Here is a 24,055-nt window from a genome sequence, read left to right as displayed (position 1 = left end):
CGACACCTCATCGTTTTAAAATTAAAAAAGAAGCGGATCTCAATTGACCCACTTCTTTATTTTAACAAGACAACCGTCTATAAGAAAAGCCCGAAATAGTGAATTCTCTCCGACAATTATCTTATTTTGAGGCGCATCACGCGCATAGCGTTTGCAACAGCGAGAAGCGTAACACCGACATCTGAGAAAACCGCCTCCCACATGGTCGCAAATCCAAACGCTCCGAGTAAGAGGAAAATGGCCTTAACACCTAAAGCAAATCCGATGTTTTGCCACACGATTCGCCGAGTCCGTTTGGCAATCCGAATCGCTTCCGCTATTTTTGACGGCTGATCTGTCATCAGCACAACATCCGCGGCTTCTACAGCTGCATCTGACCCGAGTCCGCCCATCGCCGCTCCAATGTCCGCGCGTGCAAGCACCGGAGTGTCATTAATTCCGTCACCGACAAAAATGAGTTTTTCATTCGGGAGCAGCTTCGATTCCAATGCTTCTACCCGCTCCACTTTATCCTCCGGCAGCAGCTCCGCATAAACCTCGTCGAGGCCGAGCTGTTTTCCGACTGTTTCTCCTGTCTGTTTTGAATCGCCCGTCAGCATGACTGTCTGTTTGATACCGAGCGATTTCAAATCTGCGATCGCTTGTTTTGCGTCTTCCTTTACTTCATCTGCTATGATGATCGCCCCGGCATAGCGCTGATCAATAGCCACGTGAACAATTGTACCGGCGTTTTCATCCGGGACGCTCTCAATCTGCTCTCTTTCCATCAGCTTCTTGTTCCCCGCAAGGATTTCTTTTCCGTTCACCTTTGCGAAAATACCGTGCCCGGATATTTCCTCATATGACTCGATTGTGTCCGGGGAAAGCGGCTTCCCATAGGCTTTCCGCACAGATTCTGCAATCGGGTGCTGAGAGTGGAGCTCAGCGTATGCCGCGGCTTTGAGTAAAGTCTCCTTCGAAAAACCTTTCGCAGGTTTGATCTCTGTCACTTCAAAGCTGCCTTTTGTCAGTGTGCCTGTTTTATCAAACACAGCGTATTTGACTTGATGTAAGGCTTCTAAGTAATTGCTTCCTTTCACAAGCACCCCGGCCTTCGAAGCTGCGCCGATTCCGCCGAAGAAACCGAGCGGAATGGAGACAACAAGGGCGCATGGGCATGAAATGACTAAGAAAATAAGCGCGCGGTACACCCAATCAGAAAGTAAAGCGCCAGGAATAAACAGCGGCGGGACAAATGCCAGCAGGGCGGCGATAATGACGACAGCCGGTGTATAATACTTGGCAAACTTCGTGATAAAGTTTTCGGTCCGCGCTTTACGGCTGCTCGCATTTTGAACCAAATCTAATATTTTGGATACCGCGGAATCCTGATAGCCTTTTGTTACTTCTATATGCAGAACGCCGTTTTGATTGATAAAGCCGGACATGACTTCTTGTCCTTCTGCCGCTTTTCTTGGTACAGATTCTCCTGTCAGCGCTGATGTATCAACCATCGCCGATCCCTGCACAACCTTTCCGTCCAGCGGTATGCTTTCTCCCGGGTTGACGACAATGATATCTCCTGTCTGCACGTCCTCCGGAGAAACGGTCTTGATGCCGTCTCCTATTTTCATATTGGCGTAATCCGGCCTGATATCCATTAATGCACTGATCGATTTTCTAGAACGGCTGACCGCGGCTCCTTGAAACAGCTCGCCGATTTGATAAAACAGCATCACAGCAACGCCTTCCGGGTATTGCTGAATTAAAAAAGCGCCGATTGTAGCAAGAGCCATTAAAAAATGTTCATCAAACACTTGTCCGCGGCTGATATTTTTGACCGCTCGAACGACAATGTCTCCTCCGATTATCAAGTAGGCGGCGAAAAATAATAAAAATTCCAGCATTGGGCCGGCATGAATCAAATATGCCGCCGCTCCGAGAAGGACCGCTGCTGCCATTCTGATCAGCATATTGATCATTCTTTTTCGATAACCGTCATCTGCTGATTTCTTTTTATGTTTCGGACGAACTGTTACATGAGGATCAATTGATTTTACTTTTTTCTCGACCTTATTGGTGACCCATTGTTCTTCTTTGCCATCGGCTGAGACAGTCAGTGTGCTTGCTGCAAAGTTAACCGCGCATCCGTCAACGCCTTTGATGCCTTTGACGCCATTTTCGATTTTTTGTGCGCAGTTGCTGCAATCCAAACCGTCCAGAACATATTCCCGCGTCACTTGTTTCATTTGTCTCACCTTACCTTCCGATTTAGGGTTCCCTCATCAAAGCATATGAATGAGTGTGAGTATCAAAATTACATATATGAGCATATACTCATATAATAGTTACATCTATTATATGGTGTTTTCCAAGAAAGTGTCAATGAAAAATAAAAACCGGCAAATCACCGGTTTTTATTTTACTTTTTGCAGACGCAGCGCATTCAGAACAACAGATACAGAGCTAAAAGCCATTGCCGCTCCCGCTATCCATGGCGCTAAAAATCCAAGGGCCGCGATTGGAATGCCGAGACTGTTATAGCCAAGTGCCCAGAATAAGTTTTGTTTAATGTTTTTCATGGTAAGTCTGCTCATACGGATGGCGTCCGCAATACTGTTCAGATCGCCGCGAATGAGCGTTATGTCCGCTGTTTCCATCGCGATGTCGGTGCCTGTTCCAATTGCCATGCCGATATCCGCTGTGGCAAGCGCGGGTGCATCGTTGATTCCATCACCGACCATTGCCGTCTGGCGTCCTTCTTTTTGCAGGCGGGAGATTTCCGCTGCCTTTTGCTCAGGAAGGACCTCAGCAATGACGCTGTCAATTCCAGCTTCCTTTGCTATCGCTTCTGCCGTTCTGCGATTGTCCCCGGTCATCATGATGACATCCAGACCCATCTCTTTCAGACGGGTGACTGCCTCCCGCGACGTGTCTTTTATCGTGTCGGCAACCGCTACAAGTCCCGCTGCTGCTCCATCAATGGACACGAGCATCACAGTTTTTCCTTCTCCTTCAAGCTCCTCCATCCGAGGAAGAAGAGCCTCATGCTCAATCCGTTCGCTCTCCATTAACCGTCTTGTGCCGACGAGTATCGTTTTGCCTCCGGCTTCGGCTGAAATACCAGCGCCTACTTTCGCTACAAAATGGGTGAGCTTCGGTATCTCCAGCCCTTTATCTTTCACACCGGCAACGATCGCTTCGCCGAGCGGGTGTTCCGAGCCCGTCTCAGCTGCTGCTGCGAACCGGAGCAGCTCTGTTTCTTCAAAGCCATCGGCAGGAATGGCATCAGTCAGCTTCGGCTTTCCGTTTGTCACTGTTCCGGTTTTATCGAGAACAATGGTATCAAGGCGGTGTGTTTTTTCTAAATGCTCTCCGCCTTTAAAAAGAATGCCGAATTCAGCCGCCCGTCCGGATCCTGCCATAATGCTTGTCGGGGTGGCAAGACCCAGTGCACATGGACAGGCGATGACGAGAACCGCAATAAACTTGCTGATTGCTTCAGCAAAATCACCTGGAGACGCCCAAAGATACCAAATAAGGAACGTGAGGACGGCGATCCCCAATACAATCGGCACAAAAATGCCGGAAATCTGGTCGGCGAGACGCTGGATCGGCGCTTTTGATCCTTGTGCTTCCTCCACAATTTTGATGATATGAGAAAGCGCTGTTTCTTTCCCGACGTTAACAGCCTTGATTTTCAGGAAACCGTTTGAGTTCACAGTCGCTCCTGTCACGCTGTCACCGGGAGATTTGTCAACGGGAAGACTTTCTCCTGTAATCATGGATTCATCTACAGCCGAGCGGCCTTCCAGCACCTCTCCATCGACAGGAATTCGTTCGCCTGGTTTGACATGAACAATATCACCAACAGCCACTTCATCTATCGGGATGATTTGCTCCTGTCCGTCTCTTACGACCGCCGCTGTTTTGGCTTGCAGCTTCATGAGCTTTTTAATGGCATCTGATGAGCGCCCTTTCGCCTTCGTTTCAAACAGCTTTCCTAACAAAATGAGCGTCAGCAAAATCGCGCTTGTTTCATAGTAAAGGCCGTCAGTATGCCCATGGGAACCGAGGCTTCGAATCGTAAGATAAAGACTGTAAGCATAAGCAGCCGTTGTTCCGAGTGCAACCAATACATCCATATTGGCGCTTTTATTTCTGAGCGCCTTATATGCGCCGACGTAAAACGGCCAGCCGATCAAAAACTGCACCGGGGTCGCAAGGGCAAATTGCATCCACGGATTGAGGAATAAATCCGGCACCCAAATGAACGAAGTAAATGTAAAATGGCTCACCATCGCCCACAGCAAAGGAAATGACAGAATAGCTGAAAAGATCAGTCTCGCTGTTTGCTGCCGTTCTTCTTTCTTTTTGGAAGCAGCGGCTTCGCTATCCTCATCGCCTTTCAGCTTAAGTTGATATCCGATCTTATCAACGACTTCTTTAAAATCGCTGACAGCCGCTTCTTTTGGGTTGTATTCAACTGTTACAGTTTCTAAAGCAAAGTTCACCGGAGCATTTGTAACGCCTTCTAATTTGCTAAGCCGCTTTTCAATCCGATTGGCGCATGCTGCACAGGTCATGCCCTCAATATCAAACTCAGCTTTTTCCGTTACGACGTGATAACCCAGTTTTTCTATTTTTTCTTGGATTGCTTCTGTTCCTGTTTCAGCAGGGTCATAGGTGACATTTGACGTTTCCGTCGCCAGATTCACATTGGCATCCGTGACACCAGGCATCCGCTTCAGGCCTTTTTCAATTCTGGCGGCACACGCCGCACAAGTCATACCAGATACTTGCATCGCAATTTCCTTTTGCTCACTCAATACACTCACTCCTTTATATACACCCGGGGGGTATATAAAAATGAAAGAAATATCGCGCCTTGATGAAGGCGCGATACCGTGAATCAGTTGGCTACATCATAGCCTTGGTCTTCTATCGCATCCGCAATGTCTTTGACTGACACTTTGCCGGCATCAAACGTGACATCAACTTTCCCCGCTTCAAGATTGACATGAACAGCACTAACCCCGTCCAGTTCTCCCACACTCGTTTCAACTGCTTTGACGCAGTGCTGACAAGACATGCCTTCAACTTGCAATGTTTTTTGTTCCATATGAATTCCTCCTGTTTATTCGATCTGTTTTCATCCTACCATACCCCCGTAGGGTATTACAATAATAAAACATGATTATTTCGCTAATTTTTTAAATACGTCTAATAGCTCAGAAATGGCTTGGTCCCCGTCTCCGCTTTTGATGGCGTCTGCTACGCAATGATGGGCGTGATCTTCAAGCAAGTGGAGAGCCACTTTTTGCATTGCCGCCTGAACAGCTGAAATCTGTACAAGAATATCTACACAATATCGATCGTTTTCCACCATATTTTGAATGCCTCTGACCTGGCCTTCTATCCGTTTCAATCGGTTTGTAATTTGATCCTTTTCTTTCGAGCTTTTATGGTTTAATGCTTTATGTTCATTATGCTTCTCCATGCGCACACCTCTGTTTCATATATTAATTCCCATTATACTGATTGTCCAAACCGTTGTCTAAGCTTGCGGCGGCAAAAAAATCCACTATGCAGGTTTTACCATTTGAAGATAAGGGTATATACCTTTATCAAAGCACTTTTAAAAGGGGAGAAGAAAAGTGAATACGATACAGGTAGGGATATTAGGGTACGGACTGTCAGGCTCGGTCTTTCACGCGCCGCTGCTTGCCGTTCTGGACGAGTATCATATCAGCAAGGTGATGACATCGCGAACGGAAGAGGTGAAGCGTGATTTCCCTGATGCCGAAGTAGTGCATGAGCTTGAGGAGATGACAAATGATCCGGCAATTGAGCTTGTCATCGTCACCACTCCGAGCGGCCTGCATTACGAGCACGCATTGGCATGCATTCAGGCGGGCAAACATGTCGTTATTGAAAAACCGATGACAGCCACTGCTGAAGAAGGGGAGAAATTAAAAAAAGCGGCCAACGAACGAGGCGTCTTGTTAAGCGTATACCATAACAGGCGATGGGATAATGACTTTTTAACAATTAAGAAACTCATTGATGACGGGTCTCTAGAAGATATCAATACATATCAGGTCTCCTATGACCGATACAAACCTGAGATTCAAGCAAGATGGCGGGAAAAAGAAGGGGCTGCCACCGGTACGCTGTATGATCTCGGCTCTCATATCATAGACCAGGCACTGCATTTATTCGGAATGCCTAAAGCTGTAACCGCAAAAGTCATGGCTCAAAGAGAACATGCTGAAACCGTTGATTATTTTCATCTGACAATGGATTACGGCAAGCTTCAAGCCATTCTATACGCCGGATCAATCGTCCCGGCAAACGGGCCGCGTTATCAAATTCACGGACAGCAATCAAGTTTTATCAAATACGGGATTGACGGACAGGAGGATGCCCTCAGAGCCGGGAAAAAACCGGAGGATGACAGCTGGGGTGCGGATGATCCCGAGTCTTACGGTCAGCTGACAACTGTTCATGGCGAGAACAAAAAAACAGAAACCATTCCATCAGTTAACGGCTCTTACCTTACCTATTACCGCAAAATAGCAGACAGCATACGCGAAGGCGCGCCGCTGCCTGTCACAGCTGAAGAGGGAATTGATGTCATCCGGATCATTGAAGCGGCTGTGAAAAGCAGTGAAGAGAAACGGACCATTTCGTTAGAACAATAAATAAAGCCTCCCTTTATACGGGGAGGCTTTTTCATTAGAATGTTTTTCCTGCTTCTTTTGCACGGGCAATCGCATCTTCTTTGATTTGCTGTGCTTTGTCAGGCTCTGCATTATGACCCTCTACGAAAATGCCATCGAAGGATGGAACGCCGAAGAAGTTCATCATAATGCCGATGTAGCGGTGGCCCATTTCCATTTCAGCCGCAGGGCCTTCTGAATAATAGCCGCCGCGCGCTTGAATGTGAATCGCTTTTTTATCAGTTAACAAGCCGATAGGACCTTGTTCAGTATATTTGAAAGATTTTCCTGCTACTGCAACTGAATCAAGGTACGCTTTCATCACCGGCGGGAATGAGAAGTTCCATAATGGTGTGACGAACACATATTTATCAGCTGATGCAAATTGATCGCTAAGCTCTCCTAAACGGCCCACTTTCTCTTTTTCGTTTTCAGAAAGTGCATCGCCGGACTGGAGCTTGCCCCAGCCGCTGAATACATCAGCATCAATGTGAGGAATGTTTTCTTTGTACAAGTCGATATGTACAACTGCATCATTTGGATTTGCTTCTTTGTATGATTCGATGAACGCTTTACCGGTTGCCATGCTGTAAGAAGTCGCTTCATCATGCGGGTGAGCAGTGATATACAATACTTTTGCCATTTTTACCAGCCCTTTCAATTTTAAAATTACACATCCGTTATTATCATTCAGACGCGTCATGATTATTCTTTATCTCTTAAACCTTATTATAGGTGCAATAAAAATTGCTTTCAAGTAAAATATCTCGAATTAAAGATTTTTTTTAAACCCGTACGAACAGCTTACTTTTCATAAGCTGTTCGCAAACCTGTATACAATGTGTAGAGCTCCCCGCTGATTCGCGGATAATACGGAAAACGCGGCACTTCTACAACAGCGGGCGGCATTTTCATCAGTACTGATTGCTCAGCCTGTTCAAAAAACGCTCTCAATTGGTTTATTTCTTCTTCAGAAACCGGAGAGGACGGGCGGTGATGGGCTTGAGCCGAGAGCAAATAATAACCTAAGTGCTGTACTCCAGAGATCGCCGGCCACAGCGTATCCGCTTTCGCTTTTGGAAAATCTCCAAGTGCTTTATCATATGCATCCCGAAGCCTGACTAAGCTCACTCTAAGCTGATGTCCGTCTATTTGCTGTCCGGCTAACAGTTTCTCCATAAACTGCCCTTCCAGCCTGATCACTTCCCACATGTATTCAGGCAGGCGTTTTGCTGAAAAACGTCTCCACAAAAGCATTGTTCCCAATAGGCCAATTGTGCTGCCGACAGCCACATCGGTCAGCCTCGCCGCTATAAAATAACCGGCCCCCAAGCCGCCATGCATGCTTTCTGTGATAACAAGCGCGTTTGCGGTCAGAAAAGGAACAGCCAAAGCATAATTGCGGACAATCAGCATTTCAAGAAGAAATTGAAGCATTGTGATACATAAAGCGATATACACGCCGGATGGCTTAAAGAACAGGATCGCCCCTGCCAGCATCACGCCAATTACGGTTCCTGCCGAACGCTGAATGGCTCTTTGCAGCGTAAAGACAACAGTCGTGCCCAGCATCACCGCCGCTGCCGAGAGCGGAATCCAGTAAGAACGGTGAAAACCGAAAGCATTGGCAAACAAAGCCGCCGCAAACAGCACAATCCCATACTTTAATGCCCGAATCAAAACAGGTGACTCCCAGTCAAAGGCATTTCTCAGAAAGTAATAGGAGGATGGCAGACGGCTTGGCTCCGCGTCCGATGGATCATCATTCTGTCCTGAAGCGATACTCAAAACCTCGTTGATTTCTTCATACAGCTTCCGGGCTGGCTCCGCTTCATCCTCCTGAATAGGAAACGCATCGGAAACACGAGATTGCCCCAGCATGTCGGCAGTTTGGCGAAGTGCCTTTGCGATCTGCGCCTTATCTGCGTTTGGTGTTTCGGCAGAAAAATGAATGATCGAGATGAAGAGATCATCCGCTTTTTCCAGCAAGCGGATAAAACGTTCATCATGAGGCGATTTTCTCCATCTATTCCCTTTGCCGAGCACCGTTTGACGGGCTGTTCTCAGCATCAGCACGGTCTGATGCTGCGCGTTATGAAAATCAGGAGTTCCGACATCGGAAAGGCAGGATGCAAGCTGGCGGTATGTTCTATTCAGCACTGTATTTTCCGGTCCATGCCTGTTATTGATCCAGCCAATCAAGGCGATTCCTGTGGCGAAAAGCCCGCCGGCAAATGTCAGTCCCGCTCTGAACGGAGCTTCTGAAGGATCTGCCGGCAAACCCGAGCTCACCAAAAAGGCAAGGACAAAAAACATCGGTGCTGGCCCTTGTATCCCAAGCGCGCCAAAAATAAACATTGCAGCTGCCCCGATAAGCCCCAGAACAGCCGCCATGCTCCAAAAAGTCCCTGCCAAAAGCGTCCCTAATCCAAACGATGCGGCGATCCCCATTGAAACTAACAGCAGCTTCAGAATACGTTTCGTATACGATTCCCCGCCTGCATATAAAAAAACAAAGCCGCCGATGCTAGCGGTCAAACCGAAATCCGTGTGTCCCGACAATGCGCCGACAAACACAGGAAATCCTGAAGCGACGCCTGACCCGATTGCCTTTTTCCATGGGAAAGGGGTTGCATGAATGCGAAAGGCATCCTTGACGGCACTTGGCACTGTTCTTCGATTTTGATCAGAAGACTTGTTCATATTGCATAACCTCTTTAACGACATGATGTTGGTCTCTTCCCGTTTATTCGCCATAGTATGCCCAGAAACAGACCCATCTTCTCATTGGATATGCTCTCATCAAAAAAGACAGAGACATATCTTCTCTGCCTTCATTACACAAGTTTTTTCGCAATGTCATGCATTGGTTTGATCCAGTTGCTGTATGTCAGCTCAGCCGCCTTTTTCCGGTCTTTCTCCTTATATGCCTGAATGATTTGGTTATGTTCTTCAATAGAATTCTGCGGAGACTTGAAAAAGAGATACTCAAGCCGAAGAATATGCATGTGAAGAACTGAGGTAAAATTGCTGATATATTCATTATCAGCCGCCTCAATTATCACATCATGAAACGCTTTATCAATGCCAAGCACTTCATAGATTTCGTTTCGGTCAATTGCCGCTTTCATTTCGTGATTGATGGCTGTCAGCTGCTCTATATGAGACGAATGAATGTTTTCAATTGCCAATTCGGCAGCGGTGGACTGGAGAGACGCCATCGGCGGATAGACTTTGAAGACATCATTTTTTTCAATCTGTGAAATTCTTGTTTCTTTCCCCGGAGACATTTCAACAAACCCCTGCATCTCTAATAATTGCAAAGCCTCTCTGACCGGTGTTCTGCTGACGCCAAGCGCTTTGGCCAACGCATCGTCATTCAATTTTTCTCCGGGCACAAGCACTCCTTCCACGATCCACTTTTGAATTTGCTCAAAAGCAAGCTTTTTGGCAGTCTGCCGTTTCGGCTTTGGGGCATTGGACGGTATCGGCACAAAGCATCACCTCTGAATATGAGTTTGGTTTTTTAATGCTGCCGTTTTGCCGGCACTTTTCTTCTGTGAAAGGACAAAAATCATGACTAAAATGCATGCCGCTCCTGCTGCTTGAAACAACCCAAAGGACACGCCAAGCCAAAGAATAGAAGACGCTACTGCGGCAACCGGCTCAGTGCATCCCAGCATGCTTGCTTCTTGCGGGAATAAATATTTCAAACTTTCTAGGTACATGCAGAATCCCAATAACGTTCCGAAAATAACAATAAAAGCCACCGATACAATTCCAGAAACCGTCCAGCCTTCTGCCTGTACTGCCCAAGGCGGATGAATAAAGCTCATGCCGACGCCCCCGATCAGCATCCCCCAGCCAATGACGAGAGCCGACCCCCATGTTTTCAAAAGAGAACTGGAATACAGCGTATAGAAGGCAAGTGCGCCAGCAGAAAGAAGACCCCATACAACAGATAAAGGAGAAACTGTTAAATTGCTGATGTTTCCATTCGTCAGCAGCAAAAAAGTGCCTGCTAAAGCCAATAATAGCCCCAAAAAATCGGAAAACTGAAATGAATTCTTTCGGGTCAGAAGCAAATACAGCATAATCAGAACAGGCGCTAAGTATTGAAGCAGCGTAGCCACCGCTGCGTTTCCGGTTCCGATTGAAGCTAAAAACGTATACTGAACACCCAGCATGCCGGCAATCCCGAAAACAATAAGCTGGACAGCCGCTTTTTTATCTTTCCATATGCCCCAAACTGCCCTCCTGTTTTTACCGGCGGACACAATAATCAGCACCAACAGGCCTGATAACAGTAAACGCACCGTTACAAGCCACTCCACCGATACATCACTCGTTTCAAATAAATGCTGGGCAACCGTTCCCGATAATCCCCAAAAAGCAGCTCCGACAATCACCATTAAAAAGCCGTACAACCGTTGTTTCTGAGTCGCCAACGTATATCCTCCTGACATGTAATATGCAATATATTACATATTATATCGTTTTACTTTTCAGAAAACAAAGTGTTTTCAAAAAATAAAAATAGTGCTACTCGCACTGCTTAGATAAAAGTCTGTGAATAAAAAATAAAGGATAAATCAAAAGGTATCCATTAAACAGCCACCATGCAAGATCAAAATCCCCGCTAAATGTCCAGAATGATAAAGCCTGAAGGCCTGAACAGAAGGTCAGCACAAGAGAAATCAGCGCCAGCTGCCTCCATATTGCTCTTTTGACGCGCTGCAAATACAAGCTGTACAAACCAGTCATGGAGATTAAGATATCCAAGGGAAAAAAGGACCAATTCCAGGCGATCATAAACGGATCTTGATAATGTTTAAAGGCCCAGCTTTCCGGCATTAATGAAAAGCCGGCAGACAGCCAGTACAATATAAAACCGATATCAGTCACGAGAAAGAACAGTTTCATCACTCTCATGTTACTGCTCACTTTTATGTACCGTTTGAGGCTCCGCCCCTTGATCGATCAGGTTTAAAGACACAACACCGGCAATAATCAGCCCGATTGAAATCAGTTTCATGACACTTATATTCTCTTGAAAATACAAAAACCCGACAACTGTGATCAGGACAATGCCCATCCCCGACCAGACAGCGTAAGCAACAGATACATCGATAGATTTGAGCGTAAGCGTCAGAAAGAAAAGACTCCCGCCATAAAAAAACAGCAATAGCACACTCGGCAGAAGCCTCGTAAAACCCGATGAAAGCTTCATACTGACTGTTCCGGCAACTTCAAATAAAATGGCCAAACATAAAAACATCCACTGCACGCGCCACCAGCCTCCTCATTTTTCTGTTATCCCGTTACATAATACATCTACGATTGATTCAAGAACTTCTCCTGTCGTGTACTGATGTTTGAGCGGATAATCAGGATCATATACTTGGTTGATGCTTCCTATATACATTTGAACCAATAAATCAATGTTGATGTTTCTGATCTTCTTTTGCTCCCTGCACTCGTTTAACAATCCAATAACAACTGACCATTCTTCCTTCATAAACGTGTCTAATTTGAGCCACGCATCGTAATGGGATTTCTTCAGCTCTTGTAATAACCCCATGTTCAGCAGCTCCATTTCCTTTGGAAGACCGATCAGCATTTGCTTCACCTTTTCAAGCGCATCTAGGGTCTCATCTTCATAGATGCTTTTTTCCATTTGCTTCATCTCTGCGATAAACTGCGCCACGACGGCCTCCGCAAGCTGATCTTTCGACGGGTAATGCGCATAAAGCGTCCGCTTGCTTGTTCCAAGCGCTCCCGCCAGATCGTTCATTGTAAATGAAAAACCTTTCTGTCTGATCAGGCGAATGGTTTCCGCCAATATTCTTTTTTCCAAATCAATCACCTCGCTTTCGGTACTAGAAAAACTTTTTCGGTACCAAAATTATACGACAGCAGGTTCTGGAAATCAATACAATAAAAAAACCTCTTCCCAAAGGGAGAGGTTTTCTAAAAAACGCTGCGGACCAAGCCGCCGTCCGCCCGAAGTGCCGCGCCATTAATCGCGGAAGACAGCGGGCTGCTTAGGAATGTAACAAAGTGGGCGATTTCTTCCGGCCGGATCAGCCTTTGGATAATTGAAGTCGGACGGTTTTCCTTCATAAAACGGGTCTCGGCTTCTTGAACAGTCAGGTTTTCACCAGGATAAAGAGAGTTCAGCATTGTTTCCACTCCCTCTGTTAAGGTTGAACCCGGCATGACTGTATTTACCGTTACATTTGTGCCTGTTGCCAGCTCCGCCAAGCTGCGGGAAATGGAAAGCTGCATCGTTTTCGTCGCGCTGTAATGGGCCATTTCCTGAGAAGGCATGATTGCCGCTTCACTGGCAATAAAAATCACCCGGCCTTCTTTCTTCTCTATCATTTTGTGTAAATACTTGCGTGTGAGCCTCACACCGCTCATAATATTCACTTCAAAAAATCGGAACCACTCATCATCGGGAATATCAAAATACTCCGCCGGTTCAAAAATCCCTAAATTATTGACCAAAATATCAACCTGCGGATATGCCTGAAACAGGTCATTGCAGCCTTCTTCGGTTCCAAGATCAAATGCGGCCGGATAAAACACAGCCTCTGCATGCTGTGTTTTCAAATCGTCTATCGTCTGATTCACTTTTTCTTCCCGGCGTCCGTTAATGATAACCGCCGCGCCTTCTTCCGCCAACGAAGCGGCAATCGCTTTGCCGATCCCCGACGTTGAGCCGGTCACCAGTGCGGTTTTTCCATGTAAATTCAGCTTCATTCGTTCATCCCTCCGTTTTTGTTTCCTCTTATTTATTAACAGAAATGCGATTGGTAAAACATCTGCTGTAAAACCAGTATGAAACAGCTGGGATTCAAGTGGAAGTACGCACTTTTTGGTGCCTGTTATACGAAAAAAATGAAGCAGAACCTGTAAAAGGTACTGCTGGATAAGGGAAACGACATTCCTTTATACCATTAGACATATTACAAATTACTAATTTTCACATAAATATTGGAAATTCCCTTTCCGTTTGCGATAATAAAACTAATATGTAATGGATAAATTGGGCGAATAAGGATATGGCATTTTAAAACAATAGCATTAAGCATTTACTTTATTAACCGACGTGCAAGCCATTTCACCCTCTAGCAATTTTTAAACCGAAGAAAATGGGTACTTTGGATAAGCGGTAAGTAGACTCTCTGCAAGTCTACTTTATTTTTTTCTCATAAATAAACGAGGTGAAAATCAATGAATGGTATAGAATTTTTAGAATCTGTGTCGCAATTTGGACAAATCATTTTATTGTTCTCCGGCTACGCCCTGTATTGGAGATTAGGTAAAACAAAAAGAGAACGAAGACTAACAAAATATGAGACTTTTCTTAGGTTCTTTGTAATGTTCGGCATATTGGCATGGGCGTTTTCGTTTCTTGCTTTGCATTTGTGGTAACAATCTTCTGTCGATATTTGACTTATTATGATTAAAACCCTTTTTTTGAAAAATGTATGTTGCTTTTACCATTTCAAAAAAGGGGGAGTTCACACATGTTGAAAAGATTGTTTTTTCTAGCGTCGGTTTTCTTTCTTGCTATTGCGACAATAGCACCAGCAGTTCAGCAACCCAATTGAATTCGGAGGACGGTTTAGATGGCTTAACTGAATAACAAATTGAAAAATCTCTAGCAGAAGTTGAGTACATCTTTACTAAGATTTTAGTTTTTGACAAAGAGACGGGGTATACAGTCAAAGAGATGGTATGATCGCTTTCGCTTATTATATGAATAAAGAATATAATTATACGAATGTCAAAATCAATAGTGTTCAAGGATGTTTAGAAGATGCACTTAACTTAAGTAAAGGTGCTTTGAATCAAGTTCAGGCAACACTGTATATTTACTAAAATCCAGTGAGTACGCAGTGCCCCTACAAGCTTGTTTAACCTCCTTTGTTCTTTTTCATGTGTACAGCTCCCCTAACACTAAGCCACAAACCTCCCATAGCATCTCAATTGCATCTCCCGAATAATTGAGATTAAGGATAAAATTCACATGCAGATTCAGATAGAGTCGATAGAGTAACTGTCTCTTTTAAAAGACATAAAAAATAGCGCTGAAAACACAGCGCCAGTAAAATCAGATTATAGGATTTTTGGTTCTTTTTACGATAGCATAGCGACTAGCGCAATTGATAGACGGTACGAAAAATTTTAAAAGTGTTACCAAAAAGTAACCGCAGTGCCCTCGAAAGCTTTAGAAGCTTTGATAGCACTGCGGTTTCAAAGTATGTATGGAGACGGTGGGAGTCGAACCCACGTCCAGAAACATCGATTACTTAAGCGTCTACGAGCGTAGCCTGCATATTTGTGTTTTCACTCATCTTCTTGCCTGCGGGCGGGCCTTCCGAGAGCTAGTCTGTTTGTCTCTTCTTACGTTCTCAGACGGGAACGCAAGCGTAGCCTACTTGGATGTGCTCTTCACAGACACATAGGCAATGTCAGGAAGAGCTCGCTGCGCTTATTAGGCAGCTAATGCTACGTTTTGGTTAAAACTGTTAGTTTTGCCAGTTATATTTATGTGCGTGTTTACGAGATCGCCTCTCGGCTCGCAGCTCAAGCTCGATCCATCCCTGTCGAATCCGTAACGTCCCCTTGTTATAAGGGAAATACGGGAGAAATATCAAGCTCTCACTCAAACTGGCTACATTCTTATTATAACATGATCACGGCTCATTTCAATTGACAAATCCTTCAAGAAAAGACCGTGTCATCTCATCGTGAAATCAGTATAGCACAGGCTGGATTTCAGTATCAAGCGTTATGCTTTTTAGAACCCTTTTTGACTGTCTCTGAACGCTCTTTCAATTTCACGCTTCGCATCCTTGCGCTTCAGATCTTCACGTTTGTCATAGTTTTTCTTCCCTTTACCCAGACCGAGAAGAACTTTGGCAAAGCCGTTTTTCAAATACAGCTTGAGCGGAACGAGAGAATAACCTTTTTCCTTCGTTAAGCCGATCAGCTTGTTAATTTCCTTGCGGTGCATTAACAGCTTTCTCGTCCGGAGCGGATCGTGGTTATAGCGGTTTCCCTGCTCATACGGGCTGACGTGCATATTGTGGAGAAATACTTCTCCCCGTTCGATTTTGGCAAAGGAATCTTTTAGATTCACGCGGCCGGCGCGAATCGCTTTGATTTCTGTTCCTTGCAATACAATGCCTGTTTCATATGTTTCTTCTATAAAATAATCGTGATTGGCTTTTTTATTTTGTGATAATACTTTTCCTGACCCTTTCGGCATGCCAGAACCTCCTCTCACTAAGGAAAAACTGTCCACCTTTGCGATACGCTCTATTTTACCAAATGTCACGCATGGCTACAATGAAAAGCTGTTTCCGAAAGAAAGCAAATAGAGCGCTGCGGCCCTATTTGCTGGTTGAGCTGCTATTTCTTCTTTTTCCGTTTCTGCTTCGGTGCGTTTTGAAAGCCGCGTTTTTTCTTTTTCTTCTTCGGCTTTGTGAACCACTCTCCTTTTTCCTCGGAAGGAGCAGGAGATACAGGCGTATTTGTGCTTAACACGCGTTTTCTGGCAGGTTTTCCGCGTTTTCGGCTGCGGCTGTCCATTTCTCTCGGACGGCGCGGGGTGCCTTTCATACCGACGATTTCGAAGTCAATATTGCGCTCGTCTTTATTGACGTCAACGACTTTGACTGTAATTTCATCCCCGATGCGGAACACATTTCCCGTTCGCTCCCCGATCATCGCAAAGTGCTGCTCGTCAAAGCGATAGTAGTCATCCGTCATAAAGCTGACGTGGACGAGTCCTTCAATTGTATTCGGCAGCTCGACAAACATCCCGAAGTTTGTCACAGAGCTGATCATGCCGTCAAATTCTTCACCGATTTTATCAAGCATATATTCCGCTTTTTTCAGATCATCTGTTTCACGCTCTGCGTCAACTGCACGGCGTTCCATTGATGAAGTATGTTCAGCGATATCCGGAAGCCGTTCAGCCCACTTCTCCTGTGTCGCTTCATCGACCTTGCCGTTGATTAAGTACGTTCTGATCAATCTGTGGACGATTAAATCCGGATAACGGCGGATCGGCGATGTGAAATGGGTATAGAATTCCGTTGACAGGCCGAAGTGCCCTAAGCTTTGCGGGTCGTATTTCGCCTGCTTCATGGAACGTAGCATGACAGTAGAAATCACTGTTTCCTCTGGTCTGTCACGAACAGCGTCAAGAATGCTTTGCAGCGCGCGCGGATGAATATTTCCCGCCGTTCCTTTTACAACATAGCCAAATGTTGTCACAAACTCTAAAAACTTTTGCAGTTTTTCAGCATTAGGCTCTTCGTGTATCCGGTAAATAAACGGAACGTTCATCCAATGGAAATGCTCTGCAACGGTTTCGTTCGCAACAAGCATAAATTCTTCAATCAGTTTTTCGGCGACTGAGCGTTCTCTGATCACAACGTCTTTGACCGCCCCTTCTTCATCAACAAGCACCTTTGCTTCTTTAAAGTCAAAATCCACGGCGCCGCGGTTCATCCGCTTTTCGCGAAGAATTTCTGCCAGCCGCTCCATGTCTTTGAACATCGGTACGAGCGGTTCGTACTTTTGCTTTAATTCTTCATCATCATCAACAAGAATCTGATTCACATCGGAATATGTCATTCTTTCCGTTGTTTTGATGACGCTTTGGAAGATTTCGTGCTCTGTGACTTCTCCCCGACTGTTGATGGTCATTTCACAAGAAAGTGTCAGGCGGTCAACCTTCGGATTTAATGAACAAATACCGTTTGACAGTCTGTGCGGAATCATCGGAATCACACGGTCAACCAAATACACACTCGTTCCTCTTTCCATCGCTTCTTTGTCAATCGGCGAGTTTTCAGTCACGTAATGGCTGACGTCGGCAATGTGAACGCCAAGCTTATAGCTGCCGTCATCCAGCTTTGTCACTGTAACCGCGTCATCCAAGTCCTTCGCGTCCGCTCCGTCAATGGTGACAATGACCTGGTCACGGAGATCACGGCGGTCTTTCAGGTCTTTTTCATCAATCGTATCAGGCGTGCTTGTCGCCTGTTCCATTGCATCGGCAGGGAATTCACCCGGCAGTCCGTGCTTATGGATGACTGATAAAATATCAATGCCCGGATCATTTTTATGGCCGAGAATGGATTCAATCTCACCCTCTGCATTCATTCGGCCTTCAGGATAGCTGGTCAGTTTAACAACCACCTTATGCCCTTCAGCCGCGCCATTTTTCCCGCTATTAGGAATGAAGATATCGCTTGTGATTTTTTTGTCATCCGGAATGACAAAACCAAAGTTTTTTGTTTCTGTATAGGTTCCGACTACCCGCTGAATCGCTCTTTCTAAAATACGAATGACGGTGCCCTCTTGTCTGGAGCCGCTTGACTGCGAATTCAGGCGTACCATTACGATATCGCCGTTCATAGCTGTATTCAGCTCATTAGGGGGAATAAACACATCGCTTAACGACGTATCCTCAGGCAGCAAAAAGGCAAATCCCTTCGGATGCGCAGAAAGCTTTCCTTTAATTAAATTCATTTTTTCCGGAATGCCGTAGCGGTCGCTTCTCGTCCGCACGATAAGCCCTTTTTCCTCCAGCGCAACCAGCGCTTTGACGAGCTCTTTAAATTCCTCGGCATCCGTAATCTGTAACATCTCCTCAAGTTCCTGAACAGTCAGAGGCTTGTACGCCTCTTCCTTCATAAACGAGAGAAGCTTATCCATAAATGCTTCTTTTTCCATTATCCGACCTCCTGTTGATTACCAATCGAGCTTCTCTAAAAATTCATACACATCCTGATGGACGAGGTCACGTTCTTTGTCGAGCGTAATGGCATGGCCTGATTCCTCGTACCATTTCAGCTGTTTCTCATCAGTTTCCACTTCGTTGTAAATAATATTTGCGCTTTCGGTATTAATCATGTGATCATGACGGGCCTGCACCACAAATGTCGGTGAATAAATCATATCGACATTGTTTCGCACATCGGCAATTAAGTCTTGCAGCGCCTTAAGGGTATTCATCGGCGTTTTTTCGAATTCCTTCATTTCTTCTTCAATTTGCTCCGGGCTTTTCCCCTCGAACTTTTTGTAATTGCGAGCGTATGAAAGGACGCCCTGATACATGACCTCTTCACTCTTAATATGCATTGGCGCGCACATTGGGACAATTCCCTTTATGGGTACAGTGTAACCCAATTTCAGCGAAAAAACCCCGCCAAGCGACAGTCCGCAGGCAGCAATGTCCTCATAGCCTTCAGATTTTAAATATTCATAGCCATCCATGACGTTTTTCCACCAGTCTTCAGGCCCCGTATGTACCAATTCTTCAGGAGGAACGCCGTGTCCTTCATATTGAGGCGCGTGGCACGTATAGCCCCGTTCATTCAAATAACGTCCCAGCATTCTCACATCCGCTGTATTCCCTGTAAAGCCGTGCAGCAAAAGCACCGCTTTGTCTCCGCCCTTAAATGTAAATGGTTTTGGTGTCACAACTTTCATGCTCATTTCTCCCTTTCTTTCTGCACGATCATTTTAGTTTTCCACAGTTTGATCAGAAAAAAACGCTCTGAATATCAGCCAGAAACGTGAAAAAGGCCTGACTTTACATCAGACCTTATACAAACATTGCCCTATAGGATATAAGCAAGCGCAATCGTCAACACGAAAAACAAGACCGCCAGCACAACCGTAATGCGGTGCAGAATCAAATCAAGACCTCTTGCTTTTTGTTTCCCGAAGAGCTGCTCCGCTCCGCCTGAAATCGCACCAGATAATCCGGCGCTTTTACTGGATTGAAGCAAAACGACAATAATAAGTGCAATACTGACGATAACCAATAAGGTAATCAAAACCGCGTGCATCCCTTACACCTCCAGACTCACTGGCCTACATTACTTCTATTTTACATGAAAAGGTTTGGCATGTCACGCCGTATCAGACGCCAAAAGGGCCGGATAAGACATTTTGTTTTGGTTAGCCTATTCGTATGAATTGAACGAAAAGGGAGAAAAACAATGCCGATCATCAGCACAGCCAATAAGAAACATCTATATTATGAGGAATATGGACAGGGAATCCCTATCATTTTTATTCACCCGCCGGGCATGGGACGCAAGGTTTTTTATTATCAGCGCCTTCTGGCGGATCATTTCAGGGTGATATTTCCCGATTTAAGCGGACATGGCGACAGCGATCATGCAGACCAGCAAATCTCTATTTCCTATTACGCAAACGAGATCGTGCAATTTATGGATCGTTTGCACATTGATCAGGCTGCAGTATTCGGGTATTCCGCCGGCAGCTTAATTGCACAGCACATCGGCTTCACCCGGCCGGACAAAGTATCTCATTTGGTGTTGGCCGGCGCTTACCCCGCTGTTCATACCATGGCCGGTCAGCAGCTTCACAAAATGGGAATGTATCTTCTTGAAAAAAGTCCCGGCATGCTGATGAAAATTATCGCCAGCAGCCATACGAAAAACAGACAGCTCCGAAATCTATTAACGAATCATATGAAAAAAGCTGACCTCGGCCATTGGTATCAATATTATCGGGATTCTCTCCGCTACAGCTGCCTTGAACAATTGCCCCGTTTTAACATGCCGATGCTGTTTATGTATGGCGGCCTGCGCGACTGGACCTTTACACATGCAGGCTATTACCGGAAAGCATGCAGCCACGCTGAATTTTTCAGGCTGGAATACCAGGGCCATCAGCTGCCGACAAAACAATGGAAAACATGCAATGAACTTGTGACGGGTTTTGTTTTGACACATAGATGATAAGGCTTAGAAAACGCTTGGTTCCCCAGGCGTTCTTAAGTTATTGACTTTTGTCAACGAAATCGTAGTAAAAAAGATCCTCAAACTTCAAGTCAAAATAGTGAAGCATTTTTCCGATCACAAGCTGCCCCGGCCGTCTTTCTCCATTCAGCACACGGCTCAGTGTGGCGGGTGAGACTCCGATTTCCAGCGCAAGCTGATTGAGGGAATAATCGTTATTGACCATATACTGCAATACATAATCACGTCTAATCTGTATCTTTTCTACTGGCACTTTCCTCACCTTCCGTTCATGAAAAAACTTTTTCTATACATTTACATTACGGCGTATGTTAACTTTTGTCAATACATTTCCAGCCTACCTATTCCCTTTAGTCAATAAACATACTAAAATATGAGTAACAGTGAGGGACGGGGTGAGACATATGGAAAGCTTCGGCGAACAATTACGGGCATTGCGTGAGGAGAGAAAGCTGACAGTCAACCAGCTGGCGACTTATTCCGGTGTAAGCGCGGCCGGCATCTCCAGAATTGAAAACGGCAAACGCGGCGTTCCTAAACCTGCCACCATCAAAAAACTGGCGGAGGCCTTAAAAATTCCTTATGAAGGGCTTATGTATAAAGCGGGATATATCGAAGAGATTCATGAAGCCAGAGCGCCTTATAAAACGAAGTGTCAGCTGCTTGAAAAGGCGGAGGCTTATGACCTGAAAAATCTTGCCCTTCTTGAGAGTGAAAAATGGCAGTATCTCAACAAAGAGGATTTGCTCATGCTGGATCATTATTTCTCTTTTATTTCAGACGAAGCCAAAAAACGATCTGCTGATCAATAACTCTTTCCAGAAATGCGAGGCGATCATCATGTCAACATTCGGACAGGAATTAAGGGCGCTGCGCCGCGCCCGCAAACTGACAGTAAACCAGCTTGCGGTGTACTCGGGCATCAGCTCAGCGACCATTTCAAAAATAGAAAACGGCAAGCGCGGCACACCAAAGCCCGCGACCATAAAAAAGCTCGCAGCGGTGCTGAAAATACCGCACGAAAACCTGATGGCAGCCGCAGGGCACATTACCGCTTTTCCTGAAGAAATTCGAGAGGCTTCGGAAAGCTATCAGTCTATTTATGCGATTTATCAGACGGCTGTCACTCGAGGAACGGAGAACCTGTCTCTTTTTAACAGCGAAAAATGGCGGCATCTCTCCAAGCAGGATATTGAAAATCTCAGCAAATACTTCGATTTTTTAGCTTCCGAAGCGAAAAAACGCTCCTCTTCCACGTAATCTTCTGCATCTCTTTCCGCATTTTATCAATCACGCATGCATACGTTCCCTCGTTATTTGCGTTATAATAATGACAGACGAGGTGAAAAGTATGAACCAATCAGAAATGTGTCCTAGATTTGAAAAAGCAGTCGACATCTTGAGCAAACGCTGGGTTGCTTTAATCGTTTTTCAACTGTTGAACGGTCAGCAGCGATTTAGCGAAATAGAAGCAGCACTTCCAAATCTAAGCGGCAGAGTTCTGTCAGAAAGGCTGAAAGAACTTGAGCTTGAAGGAGTTGTTAAGCGGGACGTCATCCCCGAAACTCCGGTTCGCATCGAATATTCATTAACCGACAAAGGAATGGCGTTAGCGCCCATTCTGGGTGAAATCTCCAAATGGGCGACTGAATGGATTGACCCTTCCTTTCATATGTAATTGCTAAAACGGTTCTATCTCCACGGAGAGAAGAGCCGTTTTTTATTTTTTATTTCCAGGTGAAAAAACAATTTCTCAGCCGATATATAGTACATCACATCACTTTTTTTAAAAGGAGAACACGTAAATGCGACTGACGATTTCCCGCAAATTCAGCCTGGTATTTTTGACACTGATCCTCATCAATCTGCTTATAGGCGGAATAGGCGCTTTCAATATGCAGCACATCATCAAAAAGACAGATGAAATCAACACGAAATGGATAGACGGCATTAAAGAAATTACATCTATTAATTATTTGACAGAGCACCTTTCCTCTAAGGAAAAGGATTTCCTGATTTATACAGACAAAGATAAAATGGATACGCTGGACCAAGATATGAACCAGATCCTTAAGGATATCAATGAAAAGCTTGATAACTATGAAAAGACAATCTCTAATGACAAAGAACGCAGCATTTTCGAACAGCTCAAGACTGAAGTCAACTCATATACGAATATTCATAACCAGATTTTAGAGAGCGGACGCACGAATGATATAGATAAAGCAAGGGGATTATTGGTACAGACTGAAGCAAGCTTTGAGGATATGAAAAAATCAATCACTGAACTTGTTGACTTTAATAAAGAAGGCAGCAACACGGCGGTGAAAGAAACCAAGGATGTTTATCATAAAGGTCTCAGTTACACGGCTTTGCTTCTGGCAGCTTCCATCGCCATCAGCATATGTATTTGGCTTTATATCAATCGCAGCATTGTAAAACCGATTATTCGAATGAAGTCATCTGCGAATGAGATCGCCGAAGGCAATCTGTCAAATGACATAGAGCCGCTGGCCTCAAAAGACGAGCTCGGCGATCTGAACGAAGCGCTTCAGAAAATGGTAGGGAATTTAAGAGATATCGTCGGATATTCAAAAGAAATCTCCACCCGCGTGCTTTCTTCATCACAGGTGCTGACCACTGCAACGAATGAAACAAGAACCGGCAGCAGGCATATTACCGAAACGATGAACGAAATGGCTGAAGGCTCCGAGCAGCAGGCGCAAGACGCTGTGACAATCGCCGAATCAATGAATGAATTTACAGAAAGCATTGATAAAGCCTACAATCACGGCATGACGATCAGCGATACGTCTCAAAACGTTCTCGAACTCGCCGTAAACGGAAACGAAAATATGGATACGTCAGTGCAGCAAATGAAAACAATCCATCATATCGTTCAGGAGGCCGTTCATAAAGTGAGATCGCTGGAACAGCATTCTCAGGACATCAACAAGCTTGTTCAGGTCATCAACGGCATTGCCGAGCAAACGAACTTATTGTCACTTAATGCCGCAATTGAGGCAGCCCGCGCAGGAGAAAGCGGCAAAGGCTTCGCCGTTGTGGCTGAGGAGGTCCGAAAGCTCGCAGATGGCGTATCTGACTCCGTTCAGGATATCACTAAAATAGTTGGCGGCACACAGCAGGAAATCAACACTGTCATTCAATACCTGGAAAGCAGCTTTACCGAAGTAGAAAAAGGTACTGAAAACCTGACTGACACCGGACAGGCCATGCAGAACATTAAGCAATCGGTCACCTATGTAGCGGACAGTATTAAGGAAGTAACGGACGGATTAAAGCAGTTAACAAACCAATCGATCACAATTAACCAATCGATTGAAAATATCGCCTCCGTTTCTGAAGAATCCGCCGCCGGCATTGAAGAAACATTTTCCATTACCGAGCAATCCGCCCATTCAATGGATCAAGTGCTTCAAAATGCTGAGGAGCTTGAGCGTTTGGCGAAAGAACTTAATGAGAAAATGGATCAGTTTACAATTTAAATAAGAAAAAAGAGGCTGGAAT

24 protein-coding genes and 1 other RNA gene are annotated in these 24,055 nt (G+C 45.2%); 7 read left to right on the top strand and 18 right to left on the bottom strand.

Annotated elements, in window-relative coordinates:
* Positions 1-116: 116 nt before the first annotated feature.
* From DIC78_RS14360 to csoR, 4 genes are all read right to left on the bottom strand, one after another.
* Positions 117-2,228 (bottom strand): heavy metal translocating P-type ATPase, encoded by a 2,112-nt coding sequence (locus tag DIC78_RS14360; RefSeq protein WP_106019556.1) that lies wholly within the window; start codon positions 2,226-2,228, stop codon positions 117-119.
* A 168-nt stretch (positions 2,229-2,396) separates the two neighbouring features.
* Positions 2,397-4,808, bottom strand: a complete 2,412-nt coding sequence (gene copA / locus DIC78_RS14355) for a copper-exporting P-type ATPase CopA (protein ID WP_127696475.1) — start codon at positions 4,806-4,808, stop codon at positions 2,397-2,399.
* 83 nt (positions 4,809-4,891) lie between these two features.
* Entirely contained in the window at positions 4,892-5,101 is a 210-nt protein-coding gene (gene copZ, locus DIC78_RS14350) for a copper chaperone CopZ (RefSeq protein ID WP_024122844.1), read from the bottom strand.
* Between the two features lie 75 nt (positions 5,102-5,176).
* Positions 5,177-5,479 (bottom strand): copper-sensing transcriptional repressor CsoR, encoded by a 303-nt coding sequence (gene csoR, locus DIC78_RS14345; protein WP_024122845.1) that lies wholly within the window; start codon positions 5,477-5,479, stop codon positions 5,177-5,179.
* Between the two features lie 157 nt (positions 5,480-5,636).
* Here csoR and DIC78_RS14340 point away from each other — a divergent pair, with 157 nt between their 5' ends.
* Positions 5,637-6,683 carry an oxidoreductase gene (locus DIC78_RS14340; RefSeq protein ID WP_127696474.1) on the top strand — a complete coding sequence of 349 codons (1,047 nt, stop codon included), beginning with the start codon at positions 5,637-5,639 and terminating at the stop codon, positions 6,681-6,683.
* Positions 6,684-6,717: 34 nt separating this feature from the next.
* Here the strand turns inward: DIC78_RS14340 and azoRB are convergent, their stop codons facing one another.
* The 8 genes from azoRB to DIC78_RS14300 all read right to left on the bottom strand — a co-directional run bounded on the left by azoRB (position 6,718) and on the right by DIC78_RS14300 (position 13,466).
* Positions 6,718-7,344 carry an FMN-dependent NADH-azoreductase AzoRB gene (azoRB, locus tag DIC78_RS14335; protein WP_127696473.1) on the bottom strand — a complete coding sequence of 209 codons (627 nt, stop codon included), beginning with the start codon at positions 7,342-7,344 and terminating at the stop codon, positions 6,718-6,720.
* A gap of 161 nt (positions 7,345-7,505) precedes the next feature.
* Entirely contained in the window at positions 7,506-9,404 is a 1,899-nt protein-coding gene (locus tag DIC78_RS14330) for an FUSC family protein (RefSeq protein WP_127696472.1), read from the bottom strand.
* Positions 9,405-9,538: 134 nt separating this feature from the next.
* Positions 9,539-10,195, bottom strand: coding sequence for a GntR family transcriptional regulator (locus DIC78_RS14325; RefSeq protein WP_127696471.1), 657 nt, complete (start codon positions 10,193-10,195; stop codon positions 9,539-9,541).
* A 6-nt stretch (positions 10,196-10,201) separates the two neighbouring features.
* Positions 10,202-11,149, bottom strand: coding sequence for an EamA family transporter (locus tag DIC78_RS14320; RefSeq protein ID WP_095713019.1), 948 nt, complete (start codon positions 11,147-11,149; stop codon positions 10,202-10,204).
* A gap of 94 nt (positions 11,150-11,243) precedes the next feature.
* A complete protein-coding gene (locus DIC78_RS14315) occupies positions 11,244-11,633 on the bottom strand; it encodes a YvaD family protein (protein ID WP_095713018.1) in 390 nt (129 codons plus the stop codon).
* Position 11,634: 1 nt separating this feature from the next.
* The gene (locus DIC78_RS14310; protein ID WP_106019560.1) at positions 11,635-11,988 is read right to left on the bottom strand and encodes a DMT family transporter; all 354 of its coding nucleotides are present in this window, start codon (positions 11,986-11,988) and stop codon (positions 11,635-11,637) included.
* A gap of 15 nt (positions 11,989-12,003) precedes the next feature.
* On the bottom strand, positions 12,004-12,558 hold the full coding sequence (locus DIC78_RS14305; RefSeq protein WP_044159119.1) for a TetR/AcrR family transcriptional regulator: 555 nt from the start codon (positions 12,556-12,558) through the stop codon (positions 12,004-12,006).
* Positions 12,559-12,671: 113 nt separating this feature from the next.
* Complete coding sequence (locus tag DIC78_RS14300) at positions 12,672-13,466, bottom strand: SDR family NAD(P)-dependent oxidoreductase (protein ID WP_106019561.1); 795 nt, start codon at positions 13,464-13,466, stop codon at positions 12,672-12,674.
* A gap of 474 nt (positions 13,467-13,940) precedes the next feature.
* On the opposite strand from DIC78_RS14300, the gene DIC78_RS21885 reads away from it, so the two are divergent.
* Positions 13,941-14,141, top strand: coding sequence for a hypothetical protein (locus DIC78_RS21885; RefSeq protein ID WP_024122855.1), 201 nt, complete (start codon positions 13,941-13,943; stop codon positions 14,139-14,141).
* Between the two features lie 834 nt (positions 14,142-14,975).
* On the opposite strand, the gene ssrA is transcribed toward DIC78_RS21885, so the two are convergent.
* The 5 genes from ssrA to secG all read right to left on the bottom strand — a co-directional run bounded on the left by ssrA (position 14,976) and on the right by secG (position 19,585).
* Positions 14,976-15,338, bottom strand: a transfer-messenger RNA (tmRNA) gene (ssrA, locus tag DIC78_RS14285).
* 175 nt (positions 15,339-15,513) lie between these two features.
* The gene (gene smpB, locus DIC78_RS14280; protein ID WP_010331890.1) at positions 15,514-15,984 is read right to left on the bottom strand and encodes an SsrA-binding protein; all 471 of its coding nucleotides are present in this window, start codon (positions 15,982-15,984) and stop codon (positions 15,514-15,516) included.
* A 143-nt stretch (positions 15,985-16,127) separates the two neighbouring features.
* Positions 16,128-18,464 (bottom strand): ribonuclease R, encoded by a 2,337-nt coding sequence (gene rnr, locus DIC78_RS14275; RefSeq protein ID WP_095713015.1) that lies wholly within the window; start codon positions 18,462-18,464, stop codon positions 16,128-16,130.
* Positions 18,465-18,482: 18 nt separating this feature from the next.
* Positions 18,483-19,223: an alpha/beta hydrolase gene (locus DIC78_RS14270; protein WP_127696470.1), complete on the bottom strand. Its 741-nt coding sequence runs from the start codon at positions 19,221-19,223 to the stop codon at positions 18,483-18,485.
* Between the two features lie 131 nt (positions 19,224-19,354).
* Positions 19,355-19,585 carry a preprotein translocase subunit SecG gene (secG, locus tag DIC78_RS14265; RefSeq protein WP_003220028.1) on the bottom strand — a complete coding sequence of 77 codons (231 nt, stop codon included), beginning with the start codon at positions 19,583-19,585 and terminating at the stop codon, positions 19,355-19,357.
* A 153-nt stretch (positions 19,586-19,738) separates the two neighbouring features.
* On the opposite strand from secG, the gene DIC78_RS14260 reads away from it, so the two are divergent.
* The gene (locus tag DIC78_RS14260; protein ID WP_106019563.1) at positions 19,739-20,506 is read left to right on the top strand and encodes an alpha/beta fold hydrolase; all 768 of its coding nucleotides are present in this window, start codon (positions 19,739-19,741) and stop codon (positions 20,504-20,506) included.
* A gap of 40 nt (positions 20,507-20,546) precedes the next feature.
* Here the strand turns inward: DIC78_RS14260 and DIC78_RS14255 are convergent, their stop codons facing one another.
* Positions 20,547-20,780, bottom strand: coding sequence for a helix-turn-helix domain-containing protein (locus DIC78_RS14255; RefSeq protein WP_024122859.1), 234 nt, complete (start codon positions 20,778-20,780; stop codon positions 20,547-20,549).
* Positions 20,781-20,931: 151 nt separating this feature from the next.
* On the opposite strand from DIC78_RS14255, the gene rghR reads away from it, so the two are divergent.
* From rghR to DIC78_RS14235, 4 genes are all read left to right on the top strand, one after another.
* Entirely contained in the window at positions 20,932-21,339 is a 408-nt protein-coding gene (gene rghR, locus DIC78_RS14250; RefSeq protein ID WP_106019564.1) for a transcriptional repressor RghR, read from the top strand.
* A gap of 28 nt (positions 21,340-21,367) precedes the next feature.
* Complete coding sequence (locus DIC78_RS14245; protein WP_024122861.1) at positions 21,368-21,787, top strand: helix-turn-helix domain-containing protein; 420 nt, start codon at positions 21,368-21,370, stop codon at positions 21,785-21,787.
* A gap of 91 nt (positions 21,788-21,878) precedes the next feature.
* Positions 21,879-22,205, top strand: coding sequence for a catDE operon transcriptional regulator CatR (catR, locus tag DIC78_RS14240; RefSeq protein ID WP_010331897.1), 327 nt, complete (start codon positions 21,879-21,881; stop codon positions 22,203-22,205).
* A 127-nt stretch (positions 22,206-22,332) separates the two neighbouring features.
* Positions 22,333-24,033, top strand: a complete 1,701-nt coding sequence (locus DIC78_RS14235) for a HAMP domain-containing methyl-accepting chemotaxis protein (RefSeq protein ID WP_024122862.1) — start codon at positions 22,333-22,335, stop codon at positions 24,031-24,033.
* Positions 24,034-24,055 lie beyond the last annotated feature (22 nt).

The sequence above is a fragment of the Bacillus halotolerans genome (assembly GCF_004006435.1).
Lineage (GTDB): Bacteria > Bacillota > Bacilli > Bacillales > Bacillaceae > Bacillus > Bacillus halotolerans.
The sequence above is the reverse complement of the archived record's forward strand: the minus strand, read 5'-3'. Positions and strand labels throughout refer to the sequence as shown.